General features: G+C 63.7%; 19 protein-coding genes and 4 tRNA genes. 3 read left to right on the top strand and 20 right to left on the bottom strand.

The genetic code is table 11. From position 1 onward, the window contains the following. Positions 1–24: 24 nt before the first annotated feature. The 16 genes from rpsG to IM816_RS03755 all read right to left on the bottom strand — a co-directional run bounded on the left by rpsG (position 25) and on the right by IM816_RS03755 (position 15,584). Positions 25–492 carry a 30S ribosomal protein S7 gene (gene rpsG, locus IM816_RS03830; protein WP_036115503.1) on the bottom strand — a complete coding sequence of 156 codons (468 nt, stop codon included), beginning with the start codon at positions 490–492 and terminating at the stop codon, positions 25–27. A 16-nt stretch (positions 493–508) separates the two neighbouring features. Beyond that, positions 509–883 carry a 30S ribosomal protein S12 gene (rpsL, locus tag IM816_RS03825; protein ID WP_036115505.1) on the bottom strand — a complete coding sequence of 125 codons (375 nt, stop codon included), beginning with the start codon at positions 881–883 and terminating at the stop codon, positions 509–511. A 173-nt stretch (positions 884–1,056) separates the two neighbouring features. Then, a complete protein-coding gene (gene rpoC, locus IM816_RS03820; RefSeq protein ID WP_072324091.1) occupies positions 1,057–5,268 on the bottom strand; it encodes a DNA-directed RNA polymerase subunit beta' in 4,212 nt (1,403 codons plus the stop codon). Between the two features lie 25 nt (positions 5,269–5,293). Then, positions 5,294–9,463 carry a DNA-directed RNA polymerase subunit beta gene (gene rpoB, locus IM816_RS03815; protein WP_250339854.1) on the bottom strand — a complete coding sequence of 1,390 codons (4,170 nt, stop codon included), beginning with the start codon at positions 9,461–9,463 and terminating at the stop codon, positions 5,294–5,296. 246 nt (positions 9,464–9,709) lie between these two features. Further along, the gene (gene rplL, locus IM816_RS03810; RefSeq protein ID WP_072324088.1) at positions 9,710–10,084 is read right to left on the bottom strand and encodes a 50S ribosomal protein L7/L12; all 375 of its coding nucleotides are present in this window, start codon (positions 10,082–10,084) and stop codon (positions 9,710–9,712) included. 50 nt (positions 10,085–10,134) lie between these two features. Beyond that, complete coding sequence (gene rplJ, locus IM816_RS03805; protein WP_072324086.1) at positions 10,135–10,662, bottom strand: 50S ribosomal protein L10; 528 nt, start codon at positions 10,660–10,662, stop codon at positions 10,135–10,137. A 341-nt stretch (positions 10,663–11,003) separates the two neighbouring features. Beyond that, complete coding sequence (rplA, locus tag IM816_RS03800) at positions 11,004–11,711, bottom strand: 50S ribosomal protein L1 (RefSeq protein WP_072324084.1); 708 nt, start codon at positions 11,709–11,711, stop codon at positions 11,004–11,006. A 3-nt stretch (positions 11,712–11,714) separates the two neighbouring features. Beyond that, positions 11,715–12,143, bottom strand: a complete 429-nt coding sequence (gene rplK / locus IM816_RS03795) for a 50S ribosomal protein L11 (RefSeq protein ID WP_045829444.1) — start codon at positions 12,141–12,143, stop codon at positions 11,715–11,717. A 203-nt stretch (positions 12,144–12,346) separates the two neighbouring features. Next, on the bottom strand, positions 12,347–12,907 hold the full coding sequence (nusG, locus tag IM816_RS03790) for a transcription termination/antitermination protein NusG (RefSeq protein ID WP_072324082.1): 561 nt from the start codon (positions 12,905–12,907) through the stop codon (positions 12,347–12,349). An 8-nt stretch (positions 12,908–12,915) separates the two neighbouring features. Beyond that, positions 12,916–13,311, bottom strand: coding sequence for a preprotein translocase subunit SecE (gene secE / locus IM816_RS03785; protein WP_072324080.1), 396 nt, complete (start codon positions 13,309–13,311; stop codon positions 12,916–12,918). A gap of 13 nt (positions 13,312–13,324) precedes the next feature. Then, a tRNA-Trp gene (locus IM816_RS03780) sits at positions 13,325–13,400 on the bottom strand. Positions 13,401–13,491: 91 nt separating this feature from the next. Next, complete coding sequence (gene tuf, locus IM816_RS03775) at positions 13,492–14,682, bottom strand: elongation factor Tu (protein WP_250339853.1); 1,191 nt, start codon at positions 14,680–14,682, stop codon at positions 13,492–13,494. 63 nt (positions 14,683–14,745) lie between these two features. Further along, a tRNA-Thr gene (locus IM816_RS03770) sits at positions 14,746–14,821 on the bottom strand. Between the two features lie 26 nt (positions 14,822–14,847). Then, a tRNA-Gly gene (locus IM816_RS03765) sits at positions 14,848–14,921 on the bottom strand. 17 nt (positions 14,922–14,938) lie between these two features. Continuing rightward, positions 14,939–15,024: transfer RNA gene (locus tag IM816_RS03760), tRNA-Tyr, on the bottom strand. A gap of 74 nt (positions 15,025–15,098) precedes the next feature. Continuing rightward, positions 15,099–15,584 carry an acyl-CoA thioesterase gene (locus IM816_RS03755; RefSeq protein ID WP_250339852.1) on the bottom strand — a complete coding sequence of 162 codons (486 nt, stop codon included), beginning with the start codon at positions 15,582–15,584 and terminating at the stop codon, positions 15,099–15,101. A gap of 101 nt (positions 15,585–15,685) precedes the next feature. Here IM816_RS03755 and IM816_RS03750 point away from each other — a divergent pair, with 101 nt between their 5' ends. Genes IM816_RS03750 through IM816_RS03740 form a run of 3 tightly spaced genes read left to right on the top strand, consistent with a single transcriptional unit; the run spans position 15,686 to position 18,379 of the window. Beyond that, entirely contained in the window at positions 15,686–17,599 is a 1,914-nt protein-coding gene (locus IM816_RS03750) for a SpoIIE family protein phosphatase (protein ID WP_250339851.1), read from the top strand. Next, positions 17,580–17,999 (top strand): ATP-binding protein, encoded by a 420-nt coding sequence (locus tag IM816_RS03745; protein WP_072322767.1) that lies wholly within the window; start codon positions 17,580–17,582, stop codon positions 17,997–17,999. The genes IM816_RS03750 and IM816_RS03745 overlap by 20 nt, the downstream gene beginning before the upstream one ends. Next, positions 17,996–18,379: an STAS domain-containing protein gene (locus IM816_RS03740; protein ID WP_072322766.1), complete on the top strand. Its 384-nt coding sequence runs from the start codon at positions 17,996–17,998 to the stop codon at positions 18,377–18,379. Before IM816_RS03745 ends, IM816_RS03740 begins: the two co-directional genes overlap by 4 nt. 3 nt (positions 18,380–18,382) lie before the next feature. On the opposite strand, the gene IM816_RS03735 is transcribed toward IM816_RS03740, so the two are convergent. From IM816_RS03735 to IM816_RS03720, 4 genes are all read right to left on the bottom strand, one after another. Next, the gene (locus tag IM816_RS03735) at positions 18,383–18,850 is read right to left on the bottom strand and encodes a MarR family winged helix-turn-helix transcriptional regulator (RefSeq protein WP_250339850.1); all 468 of its coding nucleotides are present in this window, start codon (positions 18,848–18,850) and stop codon (positions 18,383–18,385) included. A 141-nt stretch (positions 18,851–18,991) separates the two neighbouring features. Next, a complete protein-coding gene (gene ychF / locus IM816_RS03730) occupies positions 18,992–20,083 on the bottom strand; it encodes a redox-regulated ATPase YchF (protein WP_072322764.1) in 1,092 nt (363 codons plus the stop codon). 122 nt (positions 20,084–20,205) lie between these two features. Further along, complete coding sequence (gene pth / locus IM816_RS03725; RefSeq protein WP_250339849.1) at positions 20,206–20,784, bottom strand: aminoacyl-tRNA hydrolase; 579 nt, start codon at positions 20,782–20,784, stop codon at positions 20,206–20,208. Between the two features lie 97 nt (positions 20,785–20,881). Further along, entirely contained in the window at positions 20,882–21,520 is a 639-nt protein-coding gene (locus tag IM816_RS03720) for a 50S ribosomal protein L25/general stress protein Ctc (RefSeq protein ID WP_250339848.1), read from the bottom strand. Positions 21,521–21,523 lie beyond the last annotated feature (3 nt).

The raw sequence follows: 21,523 nt of genomic DNA, 5'->3' as shown, positions 1-21,523 counted from the left end.
TCTTTCCTCAATCTGAAGCTGTAATTACCAGCGGTAATGCGAGAAGGCCTTGTTGGCCTCTGCCATGCGGTGCGTCTCTTCGCGCTTCTTCACGGCGCCGCCACGGGATTCCGAGGCTTCGAGCAGTTCGGCGGCCAGCTTGCGCGGCATGGACGTCTCGCCGCGCTTGCGCGCTGCGTCGATCACCCAGCGCATCGCGAGCGCCATACGGCGACCCGGACGAACTTCGACCGGCACCTGGTACGTCGCACCACCAACGCGGCGGGACTTCACCTCGACGGCCGGGGCGATGTTGCCCAGAGCCTTCTCGACGAGTTGCACCGGCTCGGCGTGCTTTTCACCGATGTGCTGCAGGGCGCCGTAGACGATCGACTCGGCGACGGACTTCTTGCCGGACTTCATCACCATATTGATGAAACGGGCAATCAGCTGGCTTCCGTGCTTCGGGTCCGGGAGGACGACACGGGCGGGATGGGAACCTTTACGCGACATAATTCTTGTCCTTTACTCAGCTCTTCGGACGCTTGGCGCCGTACTTCGAGCGCGACTTGCGACGCTTGGTCACGCCGGCGCAGTCGAGACTGCCGCGAACCGTGTGGTAACGCACACCGGGGAGATCCTTGACGCGACCGCCGCGGATCAGGACCACCGAGTGCTCCTGCAGGTTGTGACCTTCGCCACCGATGTAGCTGATGACTTCGAAACCGTTGGTCAGGCGCACCTTGGCAACCTTACGCAGGGCCGAGTTCGGCTTCTTCGGGGTGGTCGTATAAACGCGCGTGCAGACCCCGCGGCGCTGCGGGCTGCTCTGCAGGGCCGGGGAGGCGCTCTTGTACGCCTTCGGGCTGCGGGATTTGCGCACCAACTGGTTGACTGTCGTCATGCGAAGCTATTCCTGAGAAACATAAAGGCAGACCGATAGATCGGCCCGCCAGATAAGCGTTGTTGACGTGCGCCGCCCGCGAAGCGAACCGACGCCCATCGTCCTTGACTCCGAACACGAGGCGCATCCTTGCGCCTCATTTCGTATGTACGAGCAAAACCCGTCTACGGGCCTTACTCGGCGCTATCGGTGGACCCGGCAGGTGCCTCTTCGAACGTAACGGCCGGCGCCGAACCCGAGAGGGTTTCGAGCTCCGAGGCCGTCAGGCCGCCCTGGTTACGACGCGAAGCGTGGTAAGCCAGACCCGTGCCCGCAGGGATTAGCCGTCCAACAATAACATTTTCCTTAAGGCCACGCAACGTGTCGCGGGTGCCACGGACCGCCGCCTCGGTGAGGACGCGGGTGGTCTCCTGGAACGAAGCCGCCGAGATGAACGACTCGGTAGCCAGCGACGCCTTGGTGATACCCAGCAGGACCGACTCGAACTCGGCCCGACGCTCGCCCCGAGCCTCGGCACGCTCGTTCTCCTCGTTGATCCGGACGCGCTCGACCTGCTCGCCGCGGAGATACGTGCTGTCGCCCGACTCGGTGATCTCGACCTTGCGGAGCATCTGGCGAATGATCGCTTCGATGTGCTTGTCGTTGATCTTCACACCCTGCAGGCGATAGACGTCCTGGATTTCCTTGACCAGGTACGAGGCCAGCGGCTCGACACCCAGCAGGCGCAGGATGTCATGCGGATTCGGCTCGCCGTCCACGACGGTTTCGCCCTTCTCCACGTGCTCGCCTTCGAACACGATGACCTGACGCCACTTCGGAATCAGCTCTTCGTGCTCGTTGCCGTCCGCGTCCTTGATGATCAGACGCTGCTTGCCCTTGGTGTCCTTGCCGAAGCTGACGATACCCGAGCGTTCCGCGAGGATCGCCGGCTCCTTCGGCTTGCGGGCTTCGAACAAGTCGGCCACGCGCGGCAGACCACCCGTGATGTCGCGGGTCTTCGAGGTTTCCTGCGGGATACGGGCAACCACGTCGCCCACGCCCACTTCGGCACCGTTCTGGATCGAGACGATCGCGCCGGCCGGCAGGAAGTACTGTGCCGCGATATCCGTACCCGGCAGCTTGAGCTCGCGGCCCTTGCTGTCTTCCAGGCGGACGATCGGGCGCAGATCCTTGGCCTGCGTACCGCGACGCTTCGGATCGGTCACCACCGCCGACTCGAGGCCGGTCAGTTCGTCGGTCTGCGACTGCACGGTCACGCCATCGATGAAGTCGATGAAGCGGACCACACCGGCCACTTCCGTGACGATCGGATGGGTATGCGGATCCCAGTTGGCAACGGTCTGACCAGCCTTGACCGGATCGCCGTCCTTCACCGCAATCGTCGCACCGTACGGCACCTTGTAGCGCTCGCGCTCGCGGCCGTTGGCGTCGATGACGCTCACTTCGCCCGAACGCGAGACCGCGACCAGGTGACCCTGGGCGTGCTCGACCGACTTCAGGTTGTTGAACTTCAGCGCGCCGGTCGTGCGGACCGTGACGTTGTCCACCGCAGCCGCACGGGACGCCGCACCACCGATGTGGAACGTACGCATCGTCAGCTGGGTACCCGGCTCACCGATCGACTGAGCGGCGACCACACCCACGGCCTCACCCATGTTGACCAGATGACCGCGAGCAAGGTCGCGGCCGTAGCACAGGGCGCACACGCCATGGCTGGCACGGCAGGTGATCGGTGAACGGACCTTGATCAACTGCACGCCACCCTTGTCGAGCTTGTCGACCAGGTACTCGTCGAGCAGCGTGTCGCGGGTGACGATGGGTTCGTCGTCGTCGCCAGGGGCGTAGACGTCTTCCACCACCACACGGCCAAGCACGCGCTCGCGCAGCGGCTCGACCACGTCGCCGCCTTCCACGATCGGGGACATCAGCACACCGTCTTCCGTGCCGCAATCGTGCTCGGTGATGACGACGTCCTGCGCCACGTCGACGAGACGACGGGTCAGGTAACCGGAGTTCGCCGTCTTCAGCGCCGTATCCGCGAGACCCTTACGGGCACCGTGGGTGGAGTTGAAGTACTGCAGAACGTTCAGGCCTTCGCGGAAGTTCGCCTTGATGGGCGTCTCGATGATCGAGCCGTCCGGACGCGCCATCAGGCCGCGCATACCCGCCAGCTGACGAATCTGGGCCGCGCTACCGCGGGCGCCGGAGTCCGCCATGATGTACAGCGAGTTCATCGACTTCTGGTTGACCACGTTGCCGTCGGCATCGGTGACCTTCTCGGTACCGATACCGTCGATCATCGCCTTGGCCACGAGCTCGTTGGTGCGCGACCAGATGTCGACCACCTTGTTGTAACGCTCGCCGGCGGTCACGAGACCCGACTGGTACTGCTCCTGGATCTCGACGACTTCCTTCTCGGCTTCCTCGAGGATGCCGCGCTTCTCGGCCGGGATCTTCATGTCGTCGATGCCGATGGAGATACCGGCACGCGTCGCGAAACGGAAGCCGGTGTACATCAGCTTGTCGGCGAACACGACCGATTCCTTCAGGCCGAGCAAACGGTAGCTCTGGTTGATCAGGCGCGAGATGTTCTTCTTGGTCAGCTCCGTGTTCACCAGGGCGAACGGGAGGCCTTCCGGAATGATCTCGGCCAGCAGCGCACGACCCACCGTGGTATCGACGAGCGACTGGCGCTCAACGCGCTCGCCGTCCACCGTTTCCACGCTGCGCACGCGCACCTTGACCTTGGCGTGCAGTTCGACGGCGCGGTTGTCGTACGCACGACGCACTTCGCCGACGTTCGCGAACACCATGCCGGCGCCCTTCGCGTTGATCAGCTCGCGGGTCATGTAGTACAGACCGAGCACGACGTCCTGCGACGGCACGATGATCGGCTCGCCGTTCGCGGGCGACAGGATGTTGTTCGACGACATCATCAGGGCGCGGGCTTCGAGCTGCGCCTCGATCGACAGCGGCACGTGCACGGCCATCTGGTCACCGTCGAAGTCGGCGTTGAACGCCGTACAGACGAGCGGATGCAGCTGGATCGCCTTGCCTTCGATGAGCACCGGCTCGAACGCCTGGATACCCAGACGATGCAGCGTCGGCGCACGGTTGAGCATGACCGGATGTTCGCGGATCACGTCTTCCAGGATGTCCCAGACCTGGGCTTCCTCGCGTTCGACGAGCTTTTTGGCAGCCTTGATGGTCGTGGCTTCGCCACGAGCCTGCAGCTTCGCGAAGATGAAGGGCTTGAACAGCTCGAGCGCCATCTTCTTCGGCAGACCGCACTGGTGCAGGCGCAGCGTCGGGCCGACCACGATGACCGAACGGCCCGAGTAGTCGACGCGCTTGCCGAGCAGGTTCTGACGGAAGCGACCCTGCTTGCCCTTGATCATGTCCGCGAGCGACTTCAGCGCGCGCTTGTTCGTACCGGTGATGGCACGACCGCGACGGCCGTTGTCGAGCAGCGCATCGACCGACTCCTGCAGCATGCGCTTCTCGTTGCGCACGATGATGTCGGGCGCGGCGAGTTCGAGCAGACGCTTCAGGCGGTTGTTGCGGTTGATGACGCGGCGATACAGATCGTTGAGATCGGAGGTCGCGAAGCGGCCGCCGTCCAGCGGGACGAGCGGGCGCAGATCGGGCGGCAGCACCGGCAGGACGGTCAGGACCATCCATTCCGGCTTGTTGCCCGACTCGAGGAACGCCTCGATCAGCTTCACGCGCTTGGTGAGGCGCTTGAGCTTGGTCTCGGAGTTCGTCGACGAGATCTCTTCCTTCAGGCGAATGACTTCGCCCGGGAGGTCGAGGCTCTTCAGCAGTTCGTAGACGGCCTCGGCACCCATGCGGGCGTCGAACTCGTCACCGTGCTCTTCGGTGGCTTCCAGGTACTGGTCTTCGCTGAGCAGCTGGCCGCGCTCGAGCGCGGTCAGGCCCGGATCGATCACCACGAAGGCCTCGAAGTACAGGATGCGCTCGATGTCACGCAGGGTCATGTCCAGCATGAGGCCGATGCGCGAGGGCAGCGACTTCAGGAACCAGATATGTGCGGTCGGGCTCGCCAGTTCGATATGGCCCATGCGCTCGCGACGGACCTTGGCCAGGGTGACCTCGGTGCCGCACTTCTCGCAGACGACGCCGCGATGCTTCATGCGCTTGTACTTGCCGCACAGGCACTCGTAGTCCTTGATCGGACCGAAAATGGCTGCGCAGAACAGGCCGTCACGCTCAGGCTTGAACGTGCGGTAGTTGATCGTTTCCGGCTTCTTCACTTCGCCGTACGACCACGAACGGATCAGCTCCGGCGAAGCCAGAGCGATCTTGATCGCGTCGAAATCCAGCGTCTGTCGCTGCTGGTTGAACAGATTGAGCAGGTCTTTCATGCGTAATCTCCGGTAGCCGCGACGATCACTTGATCTCTTCGAGTTCGATGTCGATGCCGAGCGAGCGGATTTCCTTCACGAGTACGTTGAAGGATTCCGGCATGCCCGCGGCCATTTCGTGGTTGCCGTCCACAATGTTCTTGTACATCTGGTTGCGGCCCTGGACGTCGTCCGACTTGACGGTCAGCATTTCCTGCAGGGTGTACGCCGCGCCGTATGCCTCGAGCGCCCAGACTTCCATTTCGCCGAAGCGCTGGCCACCGAACTGCGCCTTGCCGCCCAGCGGCTGCTGGGTAACGAGCGAGTACGGACCCGTCGAACGCGCGTGCATCTTGTCGTCGACGAGGTGGTTCAGCTTCAGCATGTGCATGTAGCCGACGGTGACCGGGCGATCGAATGCCTCGCCGGTGCGGCCGTCATAGAGCGTGGTCTGGCCCGACTCCGGAAGATCGGCGAGCTTCAGCATGTGCTTGATCTCGGACTCCTCGGCACCGTCGAACACCGGCGTAGCCATCGGCACGCCGTCGCGGAGGTTGTTCGCCAGCGCGATGATCTCGTGGTCGGACATCGACTTGAGATCGACGTGGCGAACGGCGCCTTCGGCACCGGCGTTGCCGTGGTTGTAGACCTCGTCCAGGAAGTCGCGCAGCTTCGCGGGCTTCTCGTTGGCCTCGATCATGGCTGCGATCTTGTGACCAAGACCCTTTGCCGCCCAGCCGAGGTGAACCTCGAGGATCTGGCCGATGTTCATACGCGAAGGCACGCCCAGCGGGTTCAGCACGATGTCGACCGGACGACCGTCGGCGGAGAACGGCATGTCCTCGACCGGAACGATCATCGACACGACACCCTTGTTACCGTGACGGCCGGCCATCTTGTCGCCCGGCTGGATGCGGCGCTTAACGGCCAGGTAGACCTTGACCATCTTGAGCACGCCCGGCGCGAGGTCGTCGCCCTGGGTGATCTTGCCCTGCTTCTCCTTGAAGCGCTTATCGAAGTTCTCCCGATGGCGCTTGACCTGTTCGGCCGCGCGCTCGAGGAACTCGGAGACTTCCTCTTCCTTGACGTTGATCTTGAACCAGTCGTCCTTCTTGAGGCTGTCGAGGTAGGCGTCGTCGATGACAGTGCCACGCTTCAGGCCACCCGGGCCGCTCATCGCGGACTTGCCGACGAGCTGCGAGCGCATACGAGCGTAGATCGCGCCTTCGAGGATGCGGAACTGGTCGTCGAGATCCTTGCGAATCCGCTTCAGTTCGGTTTCTTCGATCTGCTTGGCGCGCTTGTCCTTCTCGATGCCGTCGCGGGTGAAGACCTGCACGTCGATGACATTGCCGTCCATGCCCGGGGGCACGCGCAGCGAGCTGTCCTTCACGTCCGAAGCCTTCTCGCCGAAGATCGCGCGGAGCAGCTTTTCTTCCGGCGTCAGCTGGCTCTCGCCCTTCGGCGTGACCTTACCGACCAGGATGTCGCCCGCCTTCACTTCCGCACCGATGTACACGATGCCGGACTCGTCCAGACGCGCGAGCGCCTGCTCACCGACGTTCGGGATGTCCGCGGTGATTTCCTCGGCGCCCAGCTTGGTGTCGCGAGCGATGCAGGTCAGTTCCTCGATGTGGATCGAGGTGTAGCGGTCTTCCTGGACCACGCGCTCGGAGATCAGGATCGAGTCTTCGAAGTTGTAGCCGTTCCACGGCATGAACGCGACGAGCATGTTCTGACCGAGCGCGAGTTCGCCGAGGTCGGTCGAGGAACCGTCCGCCAGCGTGTCGCCCACCGCCACCACGTCACCGACGTTCACCAGCGGGCGCTGGTTGAGGTTGGTGTTCTGGTTGGAGCGGGTGTACTTGGTCAGCGTGTAGATATCGACGCCGGCGTCATCGTCGCCGACCTCGTTCTCGTTCACGCGCACGACGATACGTGCCGCGTCGACCTGGTCGATCACGCCACCACGACGCGCGGACACGGTCACGCCCGAGTCACGCGCCACGGCGCGCTCGATGCCCGTGCCAACGAGCGGCTTCTGGCTGCGCAGGGTCGGAACGGCCTGGCGCTGCATGTTCGCGCCCATGAGTGCGCGGTTCGCGTCATCGTGCTCGAGGAACGGCACGAGTGCCGCCGCGACCGACACGGTCTGCATCGGCGAGACGTCCATGTAGTTGATCTCGGCCGACGGACGCAGCTCCGATTCACCACGGAAGCGGCACGACACGAAGTCTTCGATGAACTTGCCTTCCTTCGTCAGCGGCGAGTTCGCCTGCGCGATGACGTGGTCGCCTTCTTCGATCGCGGAGAGGTAATCGACCTTGTCGGTGACCTTGCCGTTCTCGACCTTGCGATACGGCGTCTCGAGGAAGCCGTAGGCGTTGGTGCGGGCGTACACAGCCAGCGAGTTGATCAGGCCGATGTTCGGGCCTTCCGGCGTTTCGATGGTGCAGACGCGGCCGTAATGGGTCGGATGCACGTCGCGCACTTCGAAGCCGGCGCGCTCGCGGGTCAGGCCGCCTGGACCAAGTGCCGACACGCGACGCTTGTGGGTGACTTCCGAGAGCGGGTTGTTCTGGTCCATGAACTGCGAGAGCTGCGACGAACCGAAGAACTCCTTCACCGCTGCCGCGACGGGCTTGGCGTTGATCAGCTCCTGCGGGGTCAGGCCTTCGGATTCGGCCAGCGACAGGCGCTCGCGAACCGCGCGTTCCACGCGGACGAGACCGATGCGGAAGGTGTTCTCCGCCATTTCGCCGACCGAACGCACGCGACGGTTACCCAGGTGATCGATGTCGTCGACCGTGCCGGTACCGTTGCGGATGTCGATGAGCACGCGCAGCACGTCGAGGATGTCCGACGTCTCGCCCTGCTCCGCCACCAGGCGCTGGGATTCTTCTTCCTTGCGCTCCGAGAAGTAGCGGTGGTCGTAGAGCACGCCTGGGCCGATCACGTCCTTGCGACCGACGCGACGGTTGAACTTCATGCGACCCACGGCCGACAGGTCGTAGCGGTCGAAGGTGAAGAACAGGTTGAAGAACAGGTTCTGCGCGGCGTCCTTGGTCGGCGGCTCGCCCGGACGCATCATCCGGTAGATTTCGACCAGCGCTTCGAGCTGCGTGCGCGTGTTGTCGATGCGCAGCGTGTTCGAGATGTACGCACCGCGATCGAGGTCGTTCACGTAGAGCGTCGGCACCGTCTCGATGCCCGCCTTGCGGAAGCGCTCGAGGTGCTCGGCGGTCAACTCGTCGTTGGCCGCAGCGATGATCTCGCCGGTGTCCTTGTCGACCATGTCGATCGCCACAATGCGGCCGACCGGGTAGTCGTCCGGCACTTCGAGCGTGGTGATCTTCTCGTTGGCGAGCTGACGCACGTGACGCGCAGTAATGCGCTTGCCGGCCTCGACCAGCACCTTGCCGTCGATCACGAGATCGAAGGAGAGGGTTTCACCGCGCAGGCGCTCGGCGACGAGATCGAGCGTGACGCCACCCTTCTTGCCGAGGTGGAACACGTTGTGCTCGAAGAAGATGCTCAGCATCTCTTCATTGGTATAGCCGAGCGCGCGCAGCAGCACCGTCACCGGCAGCTTGCGGCGACGGTCGATACGGGTGAACAGCGCGTCCTTCGGATCGAACTCGAAATCGAGCCACGAGCCACGGTAAGGAATGACGCGGGCCGAGAACAGGAGCTTGCCCGAGCTGTGCGTCTTGCCGCGGTCGTGGTCGAAGAACACGCCCGGGGAACGGTGCAGCTGCGAGACGATGACGCGCTCGGTGCCGTTGATGATGAAGGTACCGGTCTCGGTCATGAGCGGAATCTCGCCCATGTAGACCTCCTGCTCCTTCACATACTTCACGGCCTTCTTCGAGGCCGGGCTGTCCTTGTCATAGATGACCAGGCGCACGGTGGTGCGCAGCGGCGCACCGAAGGTCATGCCGCGGTTGCGGCACTCGCGCTCGTCGAACGCCGGCTCACCGAGTCGGTAGTCCACGTATTCGAGGGCGGCGTTGCCCGAGTAGCTGGAAATCGGGAACACCGACTTCAGGGCGGCGTGGAGACCCTTGTCCTCACGCTGCTTGGGGTTGACCTGCTCCTGCAGGAATTCCTTGTACGAGTCGGTCTGGATCGTCAGCAGATTGGGCACGCCCAGCACGGGGGGCCGCTTGCCGAAGTCCTTACGGATGCGCTTCTTCTCGGTAAACGAGTAGGTCATGTTGGGTACCGCCTCGGTTTCATGATGCCGGCCAGGGGGCGCCGGCTAACAGTTAATGAATCGAAAATCGGAGATCGGGATTCGAACCGCGGAGCCCGTGCCGGCGCTCTCGAATCGCGATGTCCCATTTCCGACGGGACACGTGGAGCAGTAAAACGATGGAACGGTGAAACGGGCAAAGCCCGGGGGCTTACGCCCCCAGGCTCGCTTGACGCTATGTCGAACAACTGGCGCGCAAGGCGCCGATTACTTGAGTTCGACCGTGGCGCCGGCAGCTTCGAGATCCTTCTTGAACTTCTCGGCGTCTTCCTTCGACGCAGCTTCCTTCACGACGCCACCGGCTTCGGTGAGGTCCTTGGCTTCCTTCAGGCCCAGGCCGGTGATGGCGCGGACGGCCTTGATCACGTCGACCTTCTTGTCGCCGGCGGACTTCAGGATCACGTCGAACTCGGTCTGCGCTTCGGCAGCCGGGCCAGCGGCAGCAGCCGGGCCAGCAACGGCAACCGGAGCAGCAGCGGAGACGCCGAAGGTGTCTTCGATCGACTTCACCAGTTCCATGATTTCCGTCAGGGACTTGGCCTTGATGGCTTCAACGATCTGTTCGGTGGTCAGGGTGGACATTGTTTCTTACCTTCTGAAATGGGGTTTCGAATGAGAAAAGTCGAGACAGATCAGGCTTCGGCCGGGGCTTCTTCGGCGGCAACTTCGCCACCACCCTGCTTGTCCGCAACGGCCTTGATGGCGCGAGCGAACATCGTGACCGGCTCGGCCAGCACGCGGGCCAGCATGGCCAGGGCCTCTTCACGGGTCGGCAGCGATGCGAGCACTTCAACGTGCGCGGCATCGAACAGCTTGCCCTCGATGGAGACGACCTTCGGCTTGAGCTTGTCGTTGGTCTTCGCGAATTCCTTGATCAGGCGGCCAGCGGCGCCCGGTTCCTCGGTCGAGAACGCATAGAGCAGCGGACCGACCAGGGCGTCCTTGACGACCTCGAATTCGGTACCGGCCACGGCGCGGGCGGCGAGCGTGTTCTTGACAACTTTCAGGAACACACCCGACTCACGGGCCTTCTTGCGCATCGCGGTCATCTGAGAGACCGTGGTGCCCGCGTATTCGGCGGCGACCAAGGAGTGAGCCTTCGCGGCGACTTCTGCCAGCTCGGCGACTACTTCTTGCTTCTGGGAGAGATTAAGGGCCACATTGCACTCCTCGTATGAACTCCGCTCACGGCTCCTGCCGCTTGCGGTCCTGGGCGACATCGTCCTGACGTCGGGGATGCGAGCATCCCGGGTGGTGGCCTTTCCAGATTCGAAACGAATACCAGAAGGGGCTGCACCATCTACGCAGGCCGGAGCCACGAAGGCCTCCGATTAAGCAAACCCGCTACCGACGACGGCGTTTCCTTGCCAACACGAGCTCCCTGCTCGTCGTCGTCGCGCGCTGTTCGCGCCTACGGTCTTTGACGGCTACCCCGATCCTGCGACCGGGGGCGCCCTCAAAAACGTGCCCCCGCCGGCCATGCCGGCGAGGGTCGTAACACTTACTTGGCCGAGGTATTCACGGTCGAGGTATCGACCGGCACGCCCACGCCCATGGTGCTCGACAGCGACACCTTCTGGATGTACTGACCCTTCGCTGCGGCCGGCTTGGCCTTCAGCAGATCGGCGATCAGCGCATTGAGGTTGTCAGCCAGCTGGGCGGCTTCGAAGCTCGCCTTGCCGATGGTGGCGTGAATGATGCCGCCCTTGTCGTTGCGGAACTTGACCTGGCCAGCCTTGGCGTTCTTCACGGCCGTGGCGACGTCGGCGGTAACCGAGCCGTCCTTCGGGTTCGGCATCAGGCCACGGGGACCGAGCACCTGACCGAGCTTACCGACGACGCGCATCGCGTCCGGCGTGGCAATGACGCGACCGTAGTTCAGATCGCCCGCTTGCATCTTCTCGGCGAGGTCGTCCATACCCACGGCATCGGCGCCAGCGGCCAGTGCGGCCTCAGCCTTCTCGCCCGGCGGAACGAACACGGCGACGCGAACGGTCTTGCCGGTGCCATGCGGCAGCAGCGACGAGCCGCGCACGCCCTGATCCGACTTCTTCGCGTCGATACCGAGGCGGACAGCAACGTCCACCGACTCGGCGAACTTCGCCTTGGCGTTGTCCTTGACGATCTTCAGCGCCTCGTCGAGACCGTAGGTCTTGCCGGGCTGCACGGCCGTCGTAGCGGCCTTCATACGCTTGGTGAGCTTTGCCATGTCTTAACCCTCCACTACCAGACCCATGGAACGCGCGCTGCCGGCGATCGTACGCACGGCGGCATCCAGATCGGCAGCCGTGAGATCCGGCTCCTTCTGCTTCGCGATTTCCTCGAGCTGGGCGCGGGTGACCTTGCCCACCTTGTCGGTGTTCGGCTTCTGCGAGCCCTTGGCCACGCCCGTGATCTTCTTGAGGAGGATCGAGGCCGGCGGGGTCTTCGTGATGAAGGTGAAGGTACGGTCCGAGTAGGCCGTGATCACGACCGGGATCGGGAGACCCGGCTCGAGCTTCTGCGTGGCGGCATTGAAGGCCTTGCAGAACTCCATGATGTTCAGGCCGCGCTGACCGAGCGCCGGACCGACCGGCGGCGAGGGGTTAGCCTGACCGGCCTTCACCTGCAACTTGATGTAACCAATGACTTTCTTTGCCATTTAACTTTCCTCGCGAGTGCAAGCGCCTTGCGGCTCCTCGCTGTAGAACCATCCCTGGACGTTGGTAGGTACGCACCTGCGAACCCCTGAAACACGGACACGCCAGAGCGAAAGCTCCAGCGTGAACCGGGCATTATAGGCTCCTCACGCGGGCTATGCAAACCCTGTGCCGGAGGGCTGGCAGAGCCAGCCAGGACGTTACCTCAAGCTTTTTCCACCTGGCCGAACTCGAGCTCGACCGGCGTGGAGCGACCGAAAATGAGCACCGCGACGCGCAGGCGGCTCTTCTCGTAGTTGACTTCCTCGACGACGCCGTTGAAGTCGTTGAACGGACCATCGGTGACGCGAACCATCTCGCCTGGCTCGAAGAGAACCTTCGGGCGGGGCTTTTCGACGCCTTCGCGCACGCGGCTGAGAATGGCATCAGCCTCGGTATCGCGAATCGGATGCGGACGATCGGCGGTGCCGCCAATGAAACCCATGACCTTCGGGGTTTCCTTGACCAAGTGCCAGCACTCGTCATCGATACGCGGGGTCTTGCCGCTCGTATCGGTTTCGATCTGGACCAGCACATAACCAGGGAAGAACTTGCGCTCGCTACGACGCTTTTGGCCGCCGCGCATTTCGATGACTTCCTCGGTCGGAACCAGGATTTCACCGAACTTCTCTTCCATGCCTTCGCGCTTGACGCGCTCGTCCAGAGCCTTGCGAACCTGCTGCTCGAACCCCGAATAGGCGTGAACCACGTACCAGCGCTTGCTCATGCCTTACCTCAATGTCCGAGCTTAAGCAGCCAATCGAGCACGAGCGACTTCAACAACCAGTCGATCAAGCCCATCAGCAGCGAAAGAATGACGACGACAACCATGATGATGCCGGTCGTCTTGAGAGTTTCGTCGCGCGACGGCCAGACGACCTTGCGCAACTCGAACTGCGATTCGGCGACGAAGCCGCGCAGCTTGCGACCCGGAACGGTGAAAGCGCCGATCGCCATGGCGGCAACGACGGCGACGATGACGCCGACGACGCGCGCGAACGACGGCACGCTCGGGTTATCGCTGAAATAGTAGAAACCGACGATGCCGGCAACGAGCACGACCAGCGCAAGCGCCAGCTTGCCGATATCGGCCGGGCCCAGACCCTTGGCTTCTTGTGCCTTCGTATTCATGCGCACTCGGGAGTGGCACGCCAGGAGGGACTCGAACCCCCAACCTGCGGTTTTGGAGACCGCTGCTCTGCCAATTGAGCTACTGGCGTACAAGGTGAAACAGTGGAACCGCGAAGGCGGGCGGTCGATGACCCACCCGCCTCGCGACCGGCAGCCGGATCCGAAGATCCGGCGTCGTTCTTACTTGATGATCTTAGCGACCACGCCGGCGCCGACGGTGCGGCCACCTTCGCGGATGGCGAAGCGCAGACCTTCGTCCATGGCGATCGGGAAGCCCAGCGTGACGCTGATCTTCACGTTGTCACCCGGCATCACCATCTCGGTGCCTTCCGGCAGCTTGATGGAACCGGTCACGTCCGTGGTACGGAAGTAGAACTGCGGACGATAGTTGCTGAAGAACGGGGTGTGGCGACCGCCCTCGTCCTTGGAGAGGATGTACACCTCACCCTCGAACTCGGTGTGCGGCGTAACCGAACCCGGCTTGGCCAGCACCTGACCGCGCTCGACGTCTTCACGCTTCAGGCCGCGAACCAGCACGCCGACGTTGTCACCGGCCTGACCCTGATCCAGCAGCTTGCGGAACATTTCCACGCCCGTGACCGTCGTCTGCTGGGTGTCCTTCAGGCCAACCACTTCGGCCGGGTCACCCACCTTCACGATGCCGCGCTCGACACGACCGGTCAGCACCGTACCGCGACCGGAGATCGAGAACACGTCTTCGACCGGCAGCAGGAACGGCTTGTCGATGTCACGCTCCGGCTCCGGGATCCAGCTGTCGAGGGCGTCGACGAGCTTGATGATCGACGGCACGCCGATCTCCGACTGGTCGCCGTCCAGCGCCAGACGCGCCGAGCCGTGCACGATCGGGGTATCGTCGCCCGGGAACTCGTACTTCGACAGCAGCTCGCGGACTTCCATCTCGACCAGCTCAAGGAGCTCGGCGTCGTCGACCATGTCGGCCTTGTTCAGGAACACCACGATGTACGGCACGCCGACCTGACGCGAGAGCAGGATGTGCTCGCGAGTCTGCGGCATCGGGCCGTCAGCGGCCGAGCACACCAGGATCGCGCCGTCCATCTGCGCCGCACCCGTGATCATGTTCTTGACGTAGTCAGCGTGGCCCGGGCAATCGACGTGGCCGTAGTGGCGCTTCGGCGATTCGTATTCCACGTGTGCGGTCGAGATCGTGATGCCGCGCGCCTTCTCTTCCGGCGCCGCATCGATCGAACCGTAGTCCTTGAACTCGCCACCAAAACGCTCGGCGCCGATCTTCGTCAGGGCAGCCGTGAGCGTGGTCTTGCCGTGGTCGACGTGACCGATGGTGCCGACGTTGACGTGCGGCTTCTTACGTTCGAACTTACCCTTTGCCATGAGCGCTAAACTCCGCTGGAGCCAATGAGATATAAAAAAAGGAACCGCCGCGGACGACGAAGATGGTGCTCATGACTGGAATCGAACCAGCGACCTCTTCCTTACCAAGGAAGTGCTCTACCGACTGAGCTACATGAGCACGTGACGCAACGCGCGTAGAAACAATGGAGCGGGAGACGGGAATCGAACCCGCACAATCAGCTTGGAAGGCTGAAGTTCTACCATTGAACTACTCCCGCACTGCGCGGAACTCGTCTGGTGGAGGAAGGTGGATTCGAACCACCGAAGGCGTAAGCCAGCAGATTTACAGTCTGCCCCCGTTGGCCGCTTGGGTATTCCTCCAACAAAGAACGCCTATTGTCGCGACCGCCCTCGAAGCTGTCAACAACTTCTGCACACTTAAAAGGTGGGCTCGATCAGGCCTGGCGTGTCGCCAGAACCAGTGGCTCCATCGCGCGGGACATTTCCATGAGCTTCATGGCGTATTCCTGCAGGCGAATGTCCTTCTCTTCGACGGGCTTCCAAGGCGGCACGGGCGTGGGCTTGCCGCCATCGGGCTTGTCGAGGGCCACGAAGACCATCACGCAACTGGTCGCCAGTCGCTCCTCACCACTACGCAGGTCACGCGCCAGCACGTCTACGGCCAGATGCATGCTCGACGTACCGGTGTGGATCAAGCGAGCGCGCACTGTGACGAGGTCGCCGATCAAGATAGGCGCGAGAAATTGGATGCCGCTCACCGAAGCCGTGACGCAATATGCGCCGCTCCAGCCGACCGCGCAGGCGTATCCCGCCTGGTCGAGCCACTTCATGGCCATACCGCCGTGAACCTTGCCGCCGAAGTTCACGTCGGTGGGCTGGGCGAGGAAACGGAATTCGACTTCGCGCTGGATGCCGGACATGGCCCTACCTTGCTGGGAAAAGTCACATTATGGCGTCCCGGCGGCTTGTCGGGTCGCCCGGCGCGGCTTAGATTGCGCTGCATACCCCCCGGAGTCGCCCGATGGTCTTTCGCAGCGTCGCCACGCGGCTCGCCCTGGGTGTGCTCCTGGGGTCGGCGATCGTTCTGATCGTCACAGGCGGGCTGCTGCTCACCCATACGCGCGAACAGGTTCTCAAGCAGACCGAACGGCATGCCGCCGCCGTCTCAGGGTGGGCCGCGACGCGCATCCAGGGTCGCATCGAGGGGGTGGCGAAGGTGTCGCAGGTGCTCGCCGGGGTCTTGGCGACGCGGCGCGACGAGGCGCCGGCCCTGATCCACGACGCCCTGGTCGTGAACCCGGAACTGGTGGACATCAGCGCCGCCTTCGTACCGCGCGATACCTCCGCCCCTCGCGCCGCCGATGCCCCCGTGGCGCGGCGCGCGGCCAATGGCACCGTGCGCATGGGCAGCCGCCTTGACGATCCGGAGATGTACTGGACCTCATCCTGGTTCGTTCGCGGCCTCAACTGCGACAGGGGCTGCTGGCAGCCGCCTTTTCACACGGTCGGTCGGCAGGACACGCTCGTCGGTTACTCGGTCGCCATCCCCGGCAAGACCGTCCCCGTGATTGGCGTCGCCGATGCCACGATCAGCCTCGGCTGGCTGCAGCAGCTGCTGGGCGCACTGAGCAAGCCGGACCATGCGGTGGCGTTCGTCATCGACGCCAGTGGGGAATTTCTCGCCCACGACTGGACGTCCTACATCGGCACGCGCGGCAGCAAGCCCCTGCTCACGGCCATTCGCGAACGGCACAACCCGGTGCGGATCACGCCCGAGATGGGCGGGCGCGTCAGCGAACCGGTATGGGTGTACTTCGTACCGATCCCCGGCACGACCTGGACCTTCGGCCTCACCATGCCCGAGCGCGAGCTGCTCGCCGACCTGCGCCGCACCTACTCCGTTGACATCCTCCTTGGGCTGTTCGCGCTTGCAGGCGTGTCATTGATCGCCCTTGTGATGACCCGGCGCCTCATGGCCCCGCTGGTCGTGCTTTCCGAACGCGTCGAGGACGTCGCCCGCGGCAAGCTCGATTTCGCGCTGCCGCAGGTACGCCGCAATGACGAAGTGGGCCGACTGACACGAGCGTTCGACCAGATGCGCCACCAGTTGGCCGGACATATCGACAGCGCCAAACGGGTCGCCCGTGAGCAGGAGCGCATGGCAAGCGAACTGGAAATCGCCCGGCAGATCCAGCTCGCCCTGATCCCGGAGCCACACTGGCTGGCGGCCGGCGGCCGCGTTGAAGTGAACGCGGCGCTACGCCCTGCCAGTGCGGTCGGTGGCGACCTCTATACCTATTTCACCCTGGGCGCCCGCCATGTCTGTGTCATGGTCGGAGACGTGTCCGACAAGGGCATTCCCGCCGCGTTGTTCATGGCGCGCACGATTACCCTCGCCCGCACGCTCGCCACCCAGGCGCGCTCGCCAAGCGATGTACTGGGCGCGCTGAATCGGGAGCTTTGCAAGGGCAACGACACCTGCATGTTCGTCACCCTGCTCTGCGGCGTGATCGAAACGGAAACCGGCTTGCTATCCCTCGCCAGCGCCGGCCACGAGCAGCCGGTGCTTCATGCCGCCGGTACGGCCACGCTCGTGGACATGGAGACGGGCCCGGCGCTCGGCCTCGACCGCGATGCGCGCTACCCTGTGCGCGTACTCAGCCTGCTAGGGGGCGATACCGTGCTCATGTATACCGACGGCGTCAGCGAGGCGCATGCGGGAAACCAGCGCCTTTACGGCACCCCTGCGATCCTCGACAGCGTTGCGCGCGTCGAGAGCGGTGCCGCGCCAGCGGCGTACGTCGCGCAGGTACTTGGCGACGTGGACGCGTATATCGACGGTGCACCGGCCTATGACGACATCGCCGTGCTCGCCCTGACCTGGCACGACAGCGACGCTACGGGAGTTCCGCTCGATGCGGTTGCGCATTCCTAACCGCCTCGAGGACGTGTTCCTCGCACTGGACCGGGCGGAAGGCACACTGGACCGCGCGGACGTAGAGCCTTCGTGCCGCGCCGACGTGCGCCTCGTGCTCGAGGAGTTGCTGGTGAACACCGTACGCCATGGCTATCCTGACGGGCGCGACGGCTGCATCGACATTGTTCTTGAAGTGAATGCCGATGTGGTCCACCTCGAACTGCGCGACGACGCCATGCCCTTCGACCCGTTGCAACACGAACCGCCTTACCTGCCTGGCGACATCGCCCAGCGCGATATCGGCGGACTGGGCCTGCACCTTGCCCGCAGCATCGCCAGCGATTTTCACTATGCACGCGACGAACACGGCAATCGTGTCGTCATCCGCTTCGATCCTTCCGACGAGTCCGCGCCATGACCCTGATCGTCCGCAGCGAAAGCCCCGCGACCGACCGCAGCACCGTATGGCTCGAAGGGCGCCTGGATGCCGCGACGTTCGCCGCGTTCGATGAAGCCATGCGCGACATCACGCCACTGGTGGACAACGGCGGCACGCTGGTCATCGATCTTTCGGCGCTGGAATACATCAGCAGCGCGGGCCTGCGCAGCCTGGCCCAGTTGCGCCGCCAACTGCACGACCGCGACGGCCGCACCTTGCTGCTCAACCCGCAGCCGCAGGTGAAAAAGGTCTTCGAGATCGTGAAGGCGGTGCCGGTGGCAGAGGTTTTCGCCAATGTGGGCGAACTCGATCAGTATCTCGATCACATGCAGCGGCAGATGACTTCGCCGCAGGGCTGAGCCTCAGTCGCGCATGTCGCCAACGAGATTGCTGCGAAGCACTTCCAGCTGATGTTTCAGACTGCGCAGCTCGTCGATCTCACAGCCCGTCGCACAGAACACATCCACCGGCACCTGCGCTGCCTGCTCGCGCAGGCCCCTGCCCTGTTCGGTGAGGGTCACGATGACCTGGCGCTCGTCCTGCGTACTGCGCGTGCGCGCCACCAGACCGGCGGCCTGCAGACGCTTCAGCAGGGGGGTCAGCGTGGCCGAATCGAGAAACAACCGGTCGCCCAGCTCGGACACCGTGATGCCGTCGCCCTCCCAAAGCACCAGCATCACCAGGTACTGCGGGTAGGTGAGGTCGAGCTTGGCGAGCAACTGGCGGTAGAGCTTGCCCATCGCCAGATTCGCCGAATAGAGGGCGAAGCAGAGCTGCCCGTCGACGGTACGCGGCGGCTCGAGACCCTGGGGTAGCGACGGCTTGCTCATAGGGCCAATGTAGGGGCCGGACTATTCGATTGCAAGCGATTCAATTGTGCCCTGAGGCACCAGGGACGCTAGGCCGTGCCCTGCCTGTGCCGCAGAAACTATCTGGAACGACCGGCTTCCAGCGAAAGCCGGTCGGGTGCCTCAGACGTTGAAGCGGAAATGCAGGATATCGCCTTCCTTGACGAGGTATTCCTTGCCCTCCAGGCGCAGGCGGCCGGCTTCCTTCGCGCCCTGCTCGCCCTTGTATTTGATGAAGTCGTCGTAGGCCATCGTTTCGGCGCGAATGAAGCCGCGCTCGAAATCGGTGTGGATGACGCCTGCGGCCTGCGGTGCCGTCGAGCCGGCGCGAACCTGCCACGCGCGGACTTCCTGCACGCCAGCCGTGAAGTAGGTCTGCAGGCCCAGCAGACGGTAACCCGCGCGAATCACGCGGTTGAGGCCCGGCTCTTCGAGACCGAGATCCTTCAGGAACTCGTCGCGGTCGGCGTCTTCCAGCTGGGACAGTTCTTCCTCGATGGCGGCGCACACCGGCACCACCTCGGCACCCTCTTCCAGCGCGCGAGCGCGCACGGCGTCGAGGTGCGGATTGTTCTCGAAGCCATCTTCCGCGACGTTCGCGATGTACATGAGCGGCTTCATCGTGATCAGGAACATGTCGCGGACCAGTGCCTTTTCCTCGGCATCCAGGCCAGCGGAACGTGCCGACTTGCCCTGATCGAGCGCCTTGGCGAGCTTCTCGAGCACCGGCTTGCGTGCCAGCGCGTCCTTGTCGTTCGCCTTTGCCGAGCGCGTGGCGCGGTCGAGCGCCTTCAGCACGGACTCCAGATCGGCCAGCGCCAACTCGGTGTCGATCGTTTCGATGTCGGCGATCGGGTCGACCTTGTTCGCAACATGGATGACGTTGCCGTCTTCGAAGCAGCGCACCACGTGCGCGATGGCGTCCGTTTCGCGGATGTGCGCGAGGAACTTGTTGCCGAGCCCTTCGCCCTTCGAGGCACCGGCAACCAGGCCGGCGATGTCCACGAATTCCATGGTCGTGGGAATCACGCGCTGCGGCTTCACGATGGCCGCCAGTTCGTCCAGCCGCGGATCGGGCACCGGCACGATGCCGGTGTTCGGCTCGATGGTGCAGAACGGGAAGTTGGCGGCGGCGATGCCCGCCTTGGTCAAGGCATTGAAGAGGGTGGACTTGCCGACGTTAGGCAGGCCGACGATGCCGCATTTGATACCCATGGGGGCGATGCTCTCTAGATGTCAGTAAGTCGGGCCTTCGGCCCTGTAAGTCGGCCGCTACGCGGCCTGTGAACCGTAAGCGTCGCGAGGTACCTCTGCGCCACTCCCTTACGGTTCACGCTTCACGCGGCGGTATGCAAGCGCTTCATGGCTTCCTCGAACTTGCCATCCAGCGCCAGCGGCAGCACATCGAACGCGCGCCCGATGCCGTGCATGATGGCATCCTCGTCGACAGCGCTGGGGCGGCCGAGCACCCAGGAGGTGACCTGGTCCTTGTGCCCCGGATGGCCGATACCGACCCGCAGGCGATGAAATTTGCCATGACCCAAATGGGCCATGATGTCGCGCAATCCGTTCTGGCCGCCGTGGCCGCCGTCGAACTTCATGCGAACGGTACCGGGCGGGAGATCCAGCTCGTCGTGGGCGACGAGGCACTCCTCCGGCGCAATCTTGTAGTAGCGCAGCGCCGAAGCAACGGCGATGCCGCTCTTGTTCATGAACGTCGCGGGCTTCAACAGCCAGACCGTTTCGCCACCGATGCGCAGCTTGCAGGTCTCGCCGTGCAGCTTGCCGTCGAAGGTCCAACGCTCACCCTGATCCATCGCCAGGGCATCGACACACCAGAACCCGGCGTTGTGCCGGGTTCTGACGTATTCGGCCCCGGGATTACCGAGGCCGACGATAAGACGAAGTGTCGCCATAGGTCATGTGGGAGCCGCTATAGCGGCGAGAAGCCCACGGAGCAATGAAGCCGTGAGGTGGGCTCCCTCGCCGCCATGGCGGCTCCTACAAGGATCCTTACTTCTTTTCTTCGGTCGGGGCGTCGCCGCCCTCGGCGGCTGCCGGGTCGACTTCTTCCTGGATCGCAGCCACGGTGACCACGGCCACGTCGTGCTCCTTGCCCAGGCCGAGTTCCGGGATTTCCACACCGGCCGGCAGCTTGAGGTCGGACAGGTGGATGATGTCGCCGGCCTTCAGATCGGCCAAATCGAGTTCGATGAACTCCGGAAGGTTCTTCGGCAGGCACGAGACGGTCACTTCCGTCAGGTTGTGCGAGATCACCAGACCCGCGGTCTTGCCGGCCGGGGACTTTTCCTGGTTCAGGAAGTGCACCGGAACGGCGACGCGGACGGCTTCGTTCTCGTTAACGCGCTGGAAGTCCATGTGCAGCATGAGCTGCTTGAACGGGTGCTTCTGCCAGTCCTTGATCAGGACCTTCTGGGTCTTGCCGTCGATGGTCAGGTCGATCACCGACGAGTAGAACGACTCGTAGCGCGAGCCGAGCAGCACGTCGTTGTGGAGGACCTGGATCGCCTGCGGGGCTTCGCCCGCGCCGTACACGATCGCCGGCACATAGCCAGCAATGCGAAGGCGGCGGCTCGCACCCTTCCCTTCCACACTGCGGCTCGTAGCCGTGAGCTGATGATTGGTAGCCATTGG

The organism is Luteibacter flocculans (genome assembly GCF_023612255.1).
GTDB classification, from domain to species: domain Bacteria; phylum Pseudomonadota; class Gammaproteobacteria; order Xanthomonadales; family Rhodanobacteraceae; genus Luteibacter; species Luteibacter flocculans.
The sequence above is the reverse complement of the archived record's forward strand: the minus strand, read 5'-3'. Positions and strand labels throughout refer to the sequence as shown.